This is a genomic window from Pseudomonas kilonensis, assembly GCF_001269885.1.
Taxonomy (GTDB): domain Bacteria; phylum Pseudomonadota; class Gammaproteobacteria; order Pseudomonadales; family Pseudomonadaceae; genus Aquipseudomonas; species Aquipseudomonas kilonensis.
This window is the reverse complement of sequence record NZ_LHVH01000024.1, coordinates 15,423-28,653: the sequence shown is the minus strand read 5'-3', so window position 1 is coordinate 28,653 and position 13,231 is coordinate 15,423. Positions and strand designations below refer to the sequence as shown.

The following is a 13,231-nucleotide window of genomic DNA, read 5'->3' as shown; positions in this document are numbered from 1 at the left end:
CGCGCGGCCCTGGATACACCGGCTTGACGAAGACCCGGGCCGGCGACACAGGCCCGATACACACCGACGATTAACTACGCCAGCCAGCCGGCACCGAGCCTCGGTGCGGGTGACTGGCGTATTGATCGTTCGAGGAATACCCCATGCTCAACTTCTCCCGAAACTCATCCCTTGCACTCGGCCTGGCCCTGGTCGGCGGCCTGGGTCTGTCCACGGCGGCTTCGGCCTTGACCATGAATGACTTGGCCCAGGGCTACACCCTGGCGGCAGCCGATACCGTGAAGAAACCCGCCGAAGGCAAGTGCGGCGAAGACAAGTTCGCCAAGACCGACACCAACCACGACGGCCAGGTCTCGCGTGATGAGTTCATCGCCGCGGCCCCGGAGCGCGCCGCTGAGTTCGACAAGATCGACGCCAACCGTGACGGCGGTATCTCGTTGCCGGAAGCCAAGCAATACCTGTCGGCCCAGACCAAGAGCGCGGAAGGTAAATGTGGCGAAGGCAAGTGCGGGGCGGCTATCGAGTCCTGATTGGCCCCAGTGGCGAGCCTGATGAGTTGATGCCAGCCCACTGATGCGGCATCGAACAAAGAACCCGTTAGGTCTATGTAGGAGCTGTCGAGCGAAGCGAGGCTGCGATCTTTTGATCTTTCACTTGAGATTCAAGTGTCTGGGGAAAGATCGCAGCCTCGCTTCGCTCGACAGCTCCTACACAGCTCCTACAGACCCAGCCACGGGTGTTCGGCTTTCTATCGTGCGATTGATCGTCTCATGAGGCTCACCACATCTCGTTTCCCCAGGAGATGTGTCATGTTGAATCTACCCCAACCCTCAGCAGGCCTCGGCCTGCGCCGGGCCTTGCTCGATGAGCTGCGCCAGGCGCCGGCCGGGGATTTCGACTTTCTCGAAGTCGCCCCGGAAAACTGGATCGGAATCGGCGGTGCCCATGGCGCCGCCTTGCATTGGCTGGCCGAACGTTATCCGTTGACGTGCCATGGCCTGTCATTGTCCCTGGGTGGGCCGGCGCCGCTGGACCTGACGTTTCTCGGGCAGGTGCGCGCTTTTCTTGAGCGTTTCGACGTGCCGTTGTACAGCGAACACTTGAGCTACTGCGGTGATGAAGGGCATTTGTATGACCTGTTGCCGCTGCCCTTTACCGAGGAAGCAGTGCATCACGTGGCAGCGCGGATCCGTCAGGCCCAGGATGTACTGGGGCGACGCCTGGCGGTGGAAAACGTCTCCTATTACGCCGCGCCCCATCAGGAAATGAGCGAGCTGGAATTCACCCGGGCGGTGTTGCGCGAAGCCGACTGCGACCTGTTGCTGGACGTCAACAATGTCTACGTCAACTCGATCAATCACGGCTTCGATCCCCAGGCATTCCTGGCGGGCCTTGAGCCGGGGCGGGTGGTCGCGATGCATGTGGCCGGGCATTACGACGAGTCCGACACGCTGAAAATCGACAGCCATGGCGCGCCGGTCAAGCCGGTGGTCTGGGCGCTGCTGGCCCAGGCCTACGCGCGGTTTGGCGTACAGCCGACCTTGCTCGAACGGGACTTCAACTTCCCGCCCTATGCCGCGCTGGTGGGCGAATTGCAGACCATTCGTCAGTTGCAACACCAGACCGTTACCCGGCAGGCGGTGATCCATGGCTGAGCCCCGGCAGACACTGCATCAGCAGCAACAGGCGCTGACCCGTTACCTGCGCGACCCTGAACACTGCCCGGTCCCGGCCGGCATGGACGCGGTGCGGGCGCAGGTGTACCGCGACCTGATTTTCGAGAACATGCGCTCGTTGCTCAGCGGCACCTTCCCGGTGCTGGTGAGCGTGTTGGGGCAGGACCACTGGCGTGCCTGCGTGCGCCGCTTTCTGCGCGAACATCGCTGTGCCACCCCCCGGTTCGGTGAAATCGCCGAGGAATTCGTCGGTTACCTCGCTGCTCACTCGTCGCCGGATTGGCCGCCGTTCGTGGCAGAGCTGGCGCACTACGAGTGGGTCGAGATGGCGCTGCTGCAATCCCAGGCCGAGCCGTTGCCGACACCTGACGAGGCCTCCTGGCTCGACCAGTCGCTGCGTGTCTCGCCCCTGGCCTGGCCGCTGGCGTACCAGTGGCCGGTGCATCGCCTGGCGCCGAGCTACCAGCCCTTGACGCCACCGGCCCAGCCGACGCTGCTGCTGGTGCGGCGAACACCTGGGTTTGCTGTGCGCTTTTCCGAACTCAGCCCGTTGGCCTGGCGGCTTTTGCAGCGTATCGAGGAATATCCCGAGTTGGCGGGGCGAGGGCAGTTGCTGGCGTTGGCGCGGGAGGCGGGGGTGGATTCATCCGCGTTCATGGACAGCGCGGTGGCGCTGCTGCGGCAGATGCAGGACGAAGGGGTTGTTGGCGTACAGCAGTAATCTGCCCATTTGAAGTGCTAACCCCTGTGAGGGCCTGCTGTGGGAGCAAAGCTTGCTCGCGATGGGTCGCCCTCGGTCTGACTGATTGACCGAGTCGTCTGTATCGCGGGCAAGCCTTGCTCCCACAGCAAGCTCGCTCCCACAAGGGATTTTTGTCAGGCCTTGTTTCGCTGGTGTACACCGATCTTCAGCAGCGCATCCACGCTCAACTTCCCAGCCCCCTGCAACAGCAACGGCAGCAACGCCACCAGGTAGATCAACGGCAGCTTGAAGTTGCCATGTCCCTTGTTGGTAATCCCATAGCCCTGGGCCAGTTCGCTCAAGCTTGACCAATCCGCCGGCCAGTGCACGGCGGCAGTCGCCACCACGGTGACGACGATCAGCGCCAGCGCCGACAGGCGCGTACCCAGGCCGATCAACAGGGCGATGGCGCCGATCAGTTCGGCCCACATCGCCAGTTCCCAGTTCCACTGGGCCGGCACATGGTTGAAGGGGAACAGGAAGGCGGACTGGATCTCGGCGAACCAGTTCTCGCCGTTCCATTTCTCCAGGCCGGACTCGAAGAACTCCCAGGCCAGGAACAGGCGCAGGCCCAGCGGCGCGAGCCATGCACCTGCGTGATCGAGATGAAGGTGCAGCGTTTTCAAGGCGTTTGAATACATGATCGATTCCCCTGGGCTCAAGCCGCGTGTGGCGGCCGTTGGCGTCGCTGGGTGGCCTGGGCCAGCTTGCCCACCAGGCGGATGGCGGTGGCGGCGCAGATCAGGCCGAAGGGCAGCACATACCAGGCGCTCATGGGGATGCGTTTGAAGTTGGAATAAGCAAAGATCGCCGCCAGCACCCACATGCCGGTGACGTGCAGGCGCTTCCAGGCCCTGAAACCGATCAGGCGCGTGGTGCTTTTGAACGAGGTCAGCGCCAGCAGCAGGATGAACACGTAGCCCACGGTACCTGGCACGTTGCCAAGGGTGGTGCGGCCGGGCCAGAACTCGGGATTGAGCTGGCCGTAGCTGTAGATCAGCACGGCATGGACCAGATGGGAAAACGCAAAGGCCAGCCCGATGAAGCGCCGTTCGCGCACCAGCGACCGGCTCAGGGGCGAGGGCACCAGCACCGCGAATGCCGAGGCGGTGAAGGCCAGCAGGAACAAGATAAAAGACGAGCGCGCCGTGGCGCGAATGGCGCTGCGCACGCCTTCGGTCAGGTCCGGGTTGAGCACCAGGATCAACCCGGTCATCAACAGCACCAGGGCGGCGAGCAGGCTGAACAGCGACCAGCCCTGATAACGAAAGGGGGATGCAGTTGCGATAGGCATGTAAAGGCTCCTTGGATGGTGAGACCCGGTCGTGACAGCAGCCGGGAACAGGGGGGAGTCTTTCAAACAGGTGTAAGCGGGGTGTGTCCGCAACGCAGGACTGTGCAAGTTTGTGTATGCCGATCATCCGCAGACACACTGGCATACAAACCCGCATCCAAATCCAACCCCTGTGGGAGCGAGCTTGCTCGCGATGGCGTCAGGTCAGTTGAACAGGTGCTGGCAGATACACCGCTATCGCGAGCAAGCCCACAGTTGGATTGGGGTACGGCTGGAGAGTAGGCCGGCTGTCAGGCCGCCTCGCGAGCAAGCTTTGCTCCCACAGGTCCTGCTCAAACAGATCTGATGGGTGTACGACCGGGAGAGCCAGGTCGGCTACTAGGCCGCCTCGCGGTGGACGTTGATCTCGGGCGCCCCGTTAACCACGATGGCCGAACGCAGGCATTGTGGAGTGGGTATCCCGGCATGGATGCCGGGATAGCCGCGCTGGGCCATGGATGGCCCTTCGCGGCGGGCCCACGGAGCAATGCCGGAGTGAGGGCATGCCGAGCCTAAGCGAGGCACCGAGTGGTGGGGCAATGCGCTTTTGGTTACTTTTGGCGCTCTTCCAAAAGTGACCCGCCGTCAGGGCGGAACCCTAAGCAGCCGTTACCGCAGCAATGGATGTGTACTCAATCAACAACATCCCAGCCGACGGTCAGGCCGCCATCGCGAGCAAGCTCGCTCCCACAGGGGCTGTGTCAGCTTGCGAATGCCAGGCGCAACTCGGCGCACAGGCCGCCGCCGTCGCGGTTGCTCAGGGTCAGTGAACCGCCCATGGCGATCGCCAGTTGCTGGGCGATGGCCAAGCCCAGGCCGGTGCCGCCGGTTTCCCGGTTGCGTGAGCTTTCCACCCGGTAGAACGGCTTGAGCACCTCGGCCAGTTCCTGCTCGTTGATCCCGGGGCCGCGGTCCAGGACCTGGATCGCCAATTGCCCGTTGTCGGCGAGTTGCACCTGGATCTGCGCCGCGCCGCCAAATTTCAAGGCGTTGTCCACCAGATTGACCAGCACCCGCCGCAGGGCATGGGGGCGGGTGTCGATGACGGCGGCGTTTTTCCCGGACAGTTGCACATCCTTGCCCGTGTCCTGGTAGTCGAACACCAGGCTGTCGAGGAACGCATCCAGGCTGATCCGGCAACTGGCCTCGGTGGCGCCGTGGATGCTGCGGGCATAGGCCACGCCTTCACGCACCAGGTGCTCCATTTCGCTCAAGTCGCTCCATAGCTTGTCTTTTTCGATCCCCTCGTCCATGAATTCGGCGCGCAGCTTCATGCGCGTGATGGGCGTCTGCAAGTCGTGGGAAATCGCCGCCAGCAACTGCATGCGCTCCTTGAGGTAGGCAGCGATGCGGTCCTGCATGGCGTTGAACGCTTTGGCGGCATGCACCACTTCGGTCGGGCCTTTCTCGTCCAGGCGTACACCGTGGGCGTTCGGGTCTAGAGTTTCCACCGCTTGGGCCAGCCGGGTCAGTGGGCCGACGGCGAGGCGAACGGCCAGCCAGGTGCAGCCGATCAACAGCGCCAGTTGCCCCAGCAATACCATCGGCAGCCAGGGGGAGAGGGGCGTCATCGCCGGGCGAACGTCGATGGTCAGCGGGCTGCCGTCCCCCAGACGCAGGTGCGCCTGATAGTGCATTTTTGGCCCGGGAATCTGTTTGAACGTCAGGCCATAGGCCTGGCCGATGGCTTCCTGGATTGAACTGACCGAGATCGGCGCGTCGGCCAGATCCATCGGTTGGCCGGCCTGGCCTTCGTCGAGCAGGTAGGCATAGTTGCGCCGGGCGAGTTTCGGCAGCCAGGCCTGGCGTTCGGCGGCAGGCAGGCGGTCGAGAATGGCGACGGAGGTCGAAACATCGGTTTCCAGGTTGCCGAGCATGGTCGACTTGGCGCTCTGGTAGCGCTCGTAGTACTGGACGCCGAAGGACAGCCCCTGGGCCAGGATCAGGCCGATCAGGAAGATCAGCGACAGCCTCGAGGCCAGCGTCCGCGGCCAGCGCAACGACAGGCTCATACCGAGGCCTCAAGGATCTCCACCGGCAGCGAGAACACGTAGCCTTCGCTGCGCACGGTCTTGATGTAGGCCGGCTCCCGGGCGTCGTCCAGCAGGCGCTGGCGCAGGCGGCTGACCAGCAAATCGATGGAGCGATCGAACAGGTCGGCGTCCCGGCCCTGGGTCAGGTTAAGCAACTGGTCGCGATTGAGCACCCGTTGCGGATGGTCGAGGAAGACCCGCAACAAACGATATTCGGCGCCGCTCAAGGCAACCATGGTGCCGTCGGTGTCCAGCAGGTGGCGGGCGGTGGTGTCCAGGCGCCAGCCACCGAACGCCAGCAGGCGACCGCTTTCGGTGACCACCAGGTTGGGCGGCAGCATGCGGGTGCGGCGCAGCACGGCATTGATACGGGCCAGCAGCTCACGGGCGGCGAAGGGCTTGACCAGGTAATCGTCGGCGCCCATTTCCAGGCCGATGATGCGGTCGGTTTCGTCGTTGCGCGCGGTGAGCATCAGTACCGGCGTGGCCTTGTGCTTGCCGGCCCGCAGCTCCCGGCACAGCACCAGGCCGTCATCGCCGGGCATCATGATGTCCAGCACGATCAGGTCCACCGGGGTGGTTTCCAGGAAGGCGCGCATTTGCCGGCCATCGGCAACGACAGTGGTGCGCAGGCCGTTCTTTTTCAGGTAGTTGCCAACCAGCTCTCTGATCTCGCGATCGTCATCCACTATCAACACGTGATCGACATGATCCATGGTGTCCAGCTCCTCGGCGTTTCGTTGTGAGCAGTCTACAGGCGCCGGCCGGCCGGGCTCGCGGCGGTTTGTATTGCAGTGTATCTGGCGCGCGACGGATACACAGCGATGCAAAAAGCCACCTGGCTCGATACAGGTGCGATACCTGCGCGGCATTCAATGGCACCCATCGAGGCGACACAACAGGCCTCGGCAGATAACCCCCCATTGAATCGAGGAATCGCCATGAACACCAAAGCCCTCTACGCCGCCTGCCTTTTCGCCGCACTGAACATCTGCACCCTGTCGGCCCGGGCCGAAAGCAACGTGCCGGCGCAAACCTACACCTACGGCACCCACCTGGACGTCCAGAAGGTGCTGTCCCTTAGCGAAGACGCCGAGCCGATCTGCGGCGTGGTCAACGCCCACATGACCTACCTGGATTCGGCAGGCCACAAACAGGCGCTGGACTATCGCAAGCTTTCCGATAACTGCAATGACGGTAACTGAGTCGCCGTGGAAGCCAACTTGTGACAGTAAACCTGTGGGAGCAAAGCTTGCTCGCGATAAACGATGACGCGGTGATTGCCAGTAATCGAGGCGCCTGCGTCGCGAGCAAGCTTTGCTCCCACAGAGGCGCTGCCCGATTTGGTGTGTTCTATCTACCTACCATTGAGGTATTGCCATGCTTCTGATCGCTTTTCTCGGCGGGATCCTGACGATCCTCAGCCCCTGCATTCTTCCGGTGGTGCCGTTTCTGTTCGCCCGGGCCGAGCGCTCCCGTGGCTCGGTGCTGCTGACCCTCGGCGGCATGGTCCTGACGTTTGCCCTGGTCTCCAGCCTGGCGGTCGTCAGCAGCGAGTGGGTGTTGCGCGCCAGCAGCGTCGGCCGGCAAGTCGCCTTGGTGGTGATGGTGGTGTTTGCCTTGTCGCTGATCTTCAGTCGGGTCGGCACCTGGCTGGCGCGGCCGCTGGTCAGCCTGGGCAATCGCCTGGACGCCGGGGCCGGGCGGATGGCCGGGCCTGTGGCGTCGGTGCTGATCGGGGTCGCCACCGGGCTGCTCTGGGCACCGTGCGCCGGACCGATACTCGGGGTGATCCTGACCGGGGCCATGCTGCAAGGCGCCAGCGCACAAACCAGCCTGCTGTTGCTCGCCTATGGCCTGGGCAGTGCCTTGTCCCTGGGGACGCTGATCCTGGCCGGGCGCGGACTGGTCGGACGCCTGAAACTCTCGCTGCCGATCACCACTTGGCTGCGCCGGGGGACGGGAGCGGTGGTGTTGCTGGCGGCCGTGGCGATTGGCACGGGGGCGGATGACCGCTTGTTGGCGGCGACTTCCTCCCAACAATCGGCCAGCTTGGAAAAAAGCCTGCTAGAGAACGTGCCCAAGGCCCTCGACTATGTGGTGAGCAAGGCTGGCGCAAGTTCCATGCCGGCCCTCGAATCCCAGGGCGCCATGCCTGCGCTGGACGGCGCGGTGCAATGGCTGAACTCGCCCCCGCTGAGCAGCGAATCACTCAAGGGCAAGGTGGTGCTGGTGGACTTCTGGACCTACGACTGCATCAACTGCCAGCACACCTTGCCCTATGTGAACGGTTGGGCGAAGAAGTATGAAAAGGACGGCTTGGTAGTGATCGGTGTCCACACCCCGGAGTACGGCTACGAGAAGATCATCGACAACGTCCGCGAGCAGGTGCGCAAGCTGGACATCCACTACCCGGTGGCGATCGACAATCAGTATGCGATCTGGCGCGCCTTCAACAATCAGTACTGGCCGGCTCATTACTTCATCGATGCCAAGGGGCAGGTGCGCTACAGCCATTTTGGCGAAGGACGCTATGGCGAGCAGGAGCAGGTGATCCAGCAACTGCTGCAGGAGGCGAAGGCAGGTCAATGACTGTGGCGGGGGAGCTTGCTATTGGCAAGGGGATCTGTGGGAGCAAGGCTTGCCCGCGATGAAGTTCGCACGGTCTATCGGGAACCGAGTCGTCTGCTTCGCGGGCAAGCCTTGCTCCCACAGATAATCCCCTAGCCACAAAAATTGCACAGCCGTGCTGGCCCCTTGCTCAGTTACATAAGGTCAAACTTCTTTCCTTTCAGAAAGTTGGGCGACAAACCTATGCGTATTTCTATGTGGGTCGTGGCGACGTTTCTCCTGGCCGCTGTTTCGCTTGAGGCCCAGGCCAGGGTGCTGACGCAAAACCAGCAGTCGGTGTGCCGCTGGGGTTCGGACATCGCGGCAGGGGCACAGGCGTCGAAGCTTTCCGGCGTCAGCCTGTACGGCGCGCGCAAGAAACTGCAAGTACGCAGGTTTCCCCGGCCCTGGATGCGCATGACCGCCCTGGGCATTACCGAGCAGACCTACAACAGCGCTTCGCGTCTCAAGCCTGCTGCCGTCAAGCAAACCTACTACGAGCAATGTGTGCGTCATGAACTGGCGCGCCGATAGGCCCGCCAGACGTTCTCCTCGTTGAGTTGCAATGGCTGCGCTTCTTTTTGCCGAAACCTGCCGTCGCAGTCGAGGAAGAACTCATCGAGCTGCGGTGGCTTGATGCCGGTGCCACTGAGCATCCCATGGACCTGGCCGCGGTGGTGAATCTGATGTTCGAACAGGTGCAACAGCAGCCGGTCGATTCGTTCGCGCACCACGCCGTCGACACGCACCAGCTCCACGGAGCGGGCGAGGTCTTCCTCCCGCAGGGCTTCGCAGAACGCCACCAACCGCTGATCGGTTTGGGTTTGGCTTTGCTTCAGTTGGGCAAAGGCCAGGGTCTCGGAGAAGTCTTTTATCTGGCCATCGCGGTCGCCTTCCAGGGCGGTGAGGTAATAGCGGTCCACTTCCAGGATGTGGCACAGCGTGGCTTGGATGGACGGGAAGAACCCCGTGCGCGGCGCTTCGTATTCGGCCTTGCTCAACTGCGCGCAGGCGCTGAGCAGCCTGTGGTTGGCCCATTGATTGTTCAGGGCCTGGGCCAGGAAGTAATTCATGGGAAGCCTCCCTATCATGTCCGCCACAAATCCTGTGGGAGCGGGCTTGCTCGCGAAGACGGCGGCACACACAGCATAGTCATATCAGATAGACCGCTTTCGCGAGCAAGCCCGCTCCCACACAGGGCGCCCTTACCTCAGGGGGCAGTCCTAAAGCCCCACATCCGGCAACATAGGCCGATTGGCCAGGGCCTTGGCCATGATCTGCTCCACATACACCCGGTCCGCTTCCGGCAGGGCCAGGCGCGGTGGGCGGGTGAGGGCGCTGCCGCGGCCGGCGATGGCTTCGCACAGCTTGATGCATTGCACCAGGTCGGCGCGGGCGTCCAGGTGCAGGATCGGCATCAGCCATTCGTAGATTGGCATCGCCTCGGCGAAGCGTCCGGCGCGGGCCAGGCGGAAAATGGTCTCGCCTTCCTGCGGGAACACGTTGGACATGCCCGAGACCCAACCTTCGGCCCCCACGGCGAGGCTTTCCAGCACCACGTCATCGAGGCCTGCAAACAACACAAAGCGATCGCCGACCTCGTTGCGCACGTCGATAAAGCGCCGGGTGTCACCGGAGGAATCCTTGAAACACACCACGTTGTCGCAATCGGCCAGGGAAATCAGGATGTCCGGCGTCACGTCATTCTTGTAGATCGGCGGGTTGTTGTAGACCATCAGCGGCACGTCGGCATTACGGGCCACGTAGCGGAAATGCTCGGCGGTCTCGAAGGGCTTGGAGCCGTAGACCAGCGCCGGCATCAGCATTACCCCGTCGACGCCGACCTTGCGCACCGCGTTGGCAACCTTGGCGGCTTGCACGCTGGTGAATTCGGCCACGCCGCAGATCACCGGCACGCGGCCACGGGAAGCGTCTACCGCGACTTCGGTCACGGCGATTTTTTCCTCGGCGCTTAAGGAAGTGTTTTCCCCCACCGACCCGCAGACCACCAGGCCGGAAACACCGTCACGAATGACGTTGGAAATCACTTGGTGGGTTTTTTCCAGGTTGATGGAAAAGTCATCGTTGAATTGAGTGGTGACGGCAGGGAAGACGCCGCTCCAGTTGATGCGTTTGCTCATGGGTTGTCTCCGGTTGTTAATGGTTTGTGGCGAGGGGGTTTGTGGGAGCAAAGCTTGCTCGCGATGCAGGCGCCACGGTTCCCATGGAGACCGTGTCAGCTTCATCGCGGGCAAGCCTTGCTCCCACAGGGGGCGAAGCCAGTTCAAAAAGTCATGCACCCGGCCAGGTATCCGAAAGCCGGTATCCTTGCGGCCACGGATCGGCCGGGTCGAGCAACAACTGATGGGTCCCGGTGATCCACGCCCGTCCGGCGATGCACGGGTAAATCGCCGGGCGTCCGGCCACCTCGGTCAGTGAATCGATGCGGCAGTGGAATTCGGAACCGATGATTGAGCGGCCGATAAAACCCTCGCCGACCTGCATCAAGCCCTTGGGCCTGCAGCACCGCCATGCGTGCCGAGCAGCCGGTGCCGGTGGGGGAGCGGTCGATCTTGCCGGGCTGGATCACCACGGCATTGGCGCCGGTGGCGATGCCGTTTTCCTGGACGATGGGCGCGGCGATCTGGCAGAACGAGATGTGTGACCAGTCGGGGTTCAGCGGGTGCACGAAGCCCAGTTGTTCGTTGGCGGCGCGGGTGATCTTCAAGCCCACGGCCACCAGTTCGGCGGCTTCCTCCGGGCGAATGGCAAAGCCCAGGCGCTGGGCGTCGACGATGACAAAGCTGTCGCCGCCATAGGCCGTATCCACCTGCAACGAGCCCAGGCCCTCGACTTCGATCCAGGCATCGAGGCGGTCGGCGAAGGAGGGCACGTTCTTGATCTCGACCCGTTGCACCTTGCCGTCGCGGCAGTCGGCCACGGCTTCGATCAGGCCGCCCGGCGCTTCGAGCACCAGGCGGGTCTGGGGCTCGGTCATTGGCAGGATGCCGCTGTCCAGCAGCACGGTGGCGACGCACAACGAGTTGGAACCGGACATCGGCGGGGTGTCGGCCGGTTCCATGATGATCCAGGCCATTTGCGCCCGCGGGTCCTTGGCCGGCACCAGCAGGTTGACGTGGCGGAACACACCGCCGCGTGGCTCGTTGAGGACGAAGTTGCGCAGGGTCTGGTCCTGGGCGATCCAGCGTGACTGTTCCCACACCGTGGCGCCGGGTGGTGGGGCGACGCCGCCGACGATCACATCGCCGACTTCGCCTTCGGCGTGGCAGCTGATTACATGGATGACTTTTGATGAGCGCATGGATCAAATCCTTGTGTTGTCTGGTCGGGCCTCATCGCGGGCAAGCCTTGCTCCCACAGGGTTCTGGGGTGGACACATGGATTGGGCTGTGTACACAAAACCCCTGTGGGAGCGAGCTTGCTCGCGATGAGGCCATCGGCTATTTCACCGACTTGAGAAAAGCCGCCGTCTCCGGCTGCACCGGATTGCCAATCACCTGGTCCGGCGCTCCGATCTCATGGACCCGGCCATTGCAAAAGAACGCCACGCGGTCGGACACGTCCCGGGCGAAGCGGATCTCGTGGGTCACCAGCACCATGGTCATGCCGTCTTCGGCGAGCATGCGCATGGTGTCCAGCACTTCGCCCACCAGTTGCGGGTCCAGGGCCGAGGTGGCTTCGTCGAAGAGCATGTAGTCCGGCGACATCGCCAGCGCCCGGGCGATGGCCATGCGCTGTTGCTGGCCGCCGGAAAGCTTGCCGGGGAAGGCCTTGAGCTTGTCCCCCAGGCCCACATGCTCAAGCTGCTGCACCGCCAGCGCTTCGGCGTCCTGCTTGCTTTTGCCCAACACCTTGCGCGGCGCCAGCATCACGTTTTCCAGCACGGTCAGGTGGGGGAAGGCGTTCCATTGCTGGAACACGATGCCGATCTTCTGCCGCAGGCGATTGAGATCAGTGGCGTGGTCATGGACCTCGATGCCGTCCACGCGGATGCTGCCTCTCTGGATCGGCTCCAGGCCGTTGATGCACATCAGCAGGGTCGACTTGCCAGAGCCGGAACCGCCGATGATCGACACCACTTCGCCCTTGTCCACGGTCAGGCTCACACCTTTGACCACTTCCAGGTCACCGAAGGATTTGTGTACGTTTTCGATCTCAATCATTTTCCTGCCACCTTCTTTCCAGGCGTGCGCCGAGGCGGGCGACCACCAGGCTCATGACGTAGTAAATGAGGCCCGCGATGCACAGCACCAGCAGGGGTTCCTGAATGCGCGTGACGATGGTTTGCGAAGCGCGCAGCAATTCGACGATGCCGATCCACATCACCAGGGCGGTGTCCTTCATCACGCCCAGCACCAGGTTCAGCCAGCCGGGAAAGGCCACCCGCGTGGCAATCGGCAGGACGATGAACCGCAGGTCCTGCACATAGCTCAGGCCCAGCGACCGGCTGGCCCGGCGGGTGCTCAACGGCACCGCCAGCACGCCACCGCGGACGATCTCGGTGAAGTACGCGGCGGCGTAGACGCCGAGGACGATGCAACCGACGGCAAAGGCGCTGAGGTTCAGGCCGGCGATGCTCTTGAGCGAGTTGAACAGCACGAACTGGATCAGCAGCGGCACGCTGCGGAACACGTCCAGCAACCAGGCCAACGGCAGGCTGGCCCGCGGCAACAACGCCCGCGACAGGCCAAACAGCAACCCGGCCAAGGAGCCCAAAAGGATCGACCAGACGGTCAGTTGCAGCGTGACCCTGGCCCCCTCGAGCAAATACAGCAGGTCGTTAACGCTGAGGCTTGTAGAAAACATGACCCACCCT

Annotated in this window: 14 protein-coding genes and 1 pseudogene; 6 read left to right on the top strand and 9 right to left on the bottom strand. The window is 63.0% G+C overall.

Going from position 1 to position 13,231, the window contains the following annotated elements:
- Positions 1 to 143: 143 nt before the first annotated feature.
- From AD662_RS16510 to AD662_RS16500, 3 genes are all read left to right on the top strand, one after another.
- The gene (locus AD662_RS16510; protein ID WP_053179412.1) at positions 144 to 530 is read left to right on the top strand and encodes an HvfA family oxazolone/thioamide-modified RiPP metallophore; all 387 of its coding nucleotides are present in this window, start codon (positions 144 to 146) and stop codon (positions 528 to 530) included.
- 279 nt (positions 531 to 809) lie between these two features.
- Positions 810 to 1,655: an HvfB family MNIO-type RiPP peptide maturase gene (locus tag AD662_RS16505; RefSeq protein ID WP_053188939.1), complete on the top strand. Its 846-nt coding sequence runs from the start codon at positions 810 to 812 to the stop codon at positions 1,653 to 1,655.
- On the top strand, positions 1,648 to 2,397 hold the full coding sequence (locus tag AD662_RS16500; protein WP_053188936.1) for an HvfC family RiPP maturation protein: 750 nt from the start codon (positions 1,648 to 1,650) through the stop codon (positions 2,395 to 2,397). The genes AD662_RS16505 and AD662_RS16500 overlap by 8 nt, the downstream gene beginning before the upstream one ends.
- 155 nt (positions 2,398 to 2,552) lie before the next feature.
- Here the strand turns inward: AD662_RS16500 and AD662_RS16495 are convergent, their stop codons facing one another.
- From AD662_RS16495 to AD662_RS16480, 4 genes are all read right to left on the bottom strand, one after another.
- On the bottom strand, positions 2,553 to 3,059 hold the full coding sequence (locus tag AD662_RS16495) for an HvfX family Cu-binding RiPP maturation protein (protein WP_018613507.1): 507 nt from the start codon (positions 3,057 to 3,059) through the stop codon (positions 2,553 to 2,555).
- A 17-nt stretch (positions 3,060 to 3,076) separates the two neighbouring features.
- Positions 3,077 to 3,712 carry a ferric reductase-like transmembrane domain-containing protein gene (locus tag AD662_RS16490; protein WP_053179420.1) on the bottom strand — a complete coding sequence of 212 codons (636 nt, stop codon included), beginning with the start codon at positions 3,710 to 3,712 and terminating at the stop codon, positions 3,077 to 3,079.
- Positions 3,713 to 4,452: 740 nt separating this feature from the next.
- Positions 4,453 to 5,763: an ATP-binding protein gene (locus AD662_RS16485; protein ID WP_053188933.1), complete on the bottom strand. Its 1,311-nt coding sequence runs from the start codon at positions 5,761 to 5,763 to the stop codon at positions 4,453 to 4,455.
- Positions 5,760 to 6,500, bottom strand: a complete 741-nt coding sequence (locus AD662_RS16480; protein ID WP_053188930.1) for a response regulator — start codon at positions 6,498 to 6,500, stop codon at positions 5,760 to 5,762. The genes AD662_RS16485 and AD662_RS16480 overlap by 4 nt, the downstream gene beginning before the upstream one ends.
- A 225-nt stretch (positions 6,501 to 6,725) precedes the next feature.
- On the opposite strand from AD662_RS16480, the gene AD662_RS16475 reads away from it, so the two are divergent.
- From AD662_RS16475 to AD662_RS16465, 3 genes are all read left to right on the top strand, one after another.
- Positions 6,726 to 6,989 (top strand): DUF2790 domain-containing protein, encoded by a 264-nt coding sequence (locus AD662_RS16475; protein ID WP_053188927.1) that lies wholly within the window; start codon positions 6,726 to 6,728, stop codon positions 6,987 to 6,989.
- Between the two features lie 175 nt (positions 6,990 to 7,164).
- On the top strand, positions 7,165 to 8,376 hold the full coding sequence (locus AD662_RS16470; RefSeq protein ID WP_053188924.1) for a cytochrome c biogenesis protein DipZ: 1,212 nt from the start codon (positions 7,165 to 7,167) through the stop codon (positions 8,374 to 8,376).
- A 222-nt stretch (positions 8,377 to 8,598) separates the two neighbouring features.
- On the top strand, positions 8,599 to 8,928 hold the full coding sequence (locus AD662_RS16465; protein ID WP_053188921.1) for a hypothetical protein: 330 nt from the start codon (positions 8,599 to 8,601) through the stop codon (positions 8,926 to 8,928).
- Here AD662_RS16465 and AD662_RS16460 read toward each other — a convergent pair.
- The 5 genes and pseudogenes from AD662_RS16460 to AD662_RS16440 all read right to left on the bottom strand — a co-directional run bounded on the left by AD662_RS16460 (position 8,907) and on the right by AD662_RS16440 (position 13,221).
- Entirely contained in the window at positions 8,907 to 9,467 is a 561-nt protein-coding gene (locus tag AD662_RS16460; protein WP_053188918.1) for a DinB family protein, read from the bottom strand. The genes AD662_RS16465 and AD662_RS16460 overlap by 22 nt on opposite strands.
- A gap of 150 nt (positions 9,468 to 9,617) precedes the next feature.
- Positions 9,618 to 10,535, bottom strand: coding sequence for a dihydrodipicolinate synthase family protein (locus AD662_RS16455; RefSeq protein WP_053188915.1), 918 nt, complete (start codon positions 10,533 to 10,535; stop codon positions 9,618 to 9,620).
- 151 nt (positions 10,536 to 10,686) lie between these two features.
- Positions 10,687 to 11,716, bottom strand: a pseudogene (locus AD662_RS16450) (trans-3-hydroxy-L-proline dehydratase).
- Positions 11,717 to 11,855: 139 nt separating this feature from the next.
- Positions 11,856 to 12,578: an amino acid ABC transporter ATP-binding protein gene (locus AD662_RS16445; RefSeq protein WP_053188912.1), complete on the bottom strand. Its 723-nt coding sequence runs from the start codon at positions 12,576 to 12,578 to the stop codon at positions 11,856 to 11,858.
- The gene (locus AD662_RS16440; protein WP_053188909.1) at positions 12,571 to 13,221 is read right to left on the bottom strand and encodes an amino acid ABC transporter permease; all 651 of its coding nucleotides are present in this window, start codon (positions 13,219 to 13,221) and stop codon (positions 12,571 to 12,573) included. Before AD662_RS16440 ends, AD662_RS16445 begins: the two co-directional genes overlap by 8 nt.
- Positions 13,222 to 13,231 lie beyond the last annotated feature (10 nt).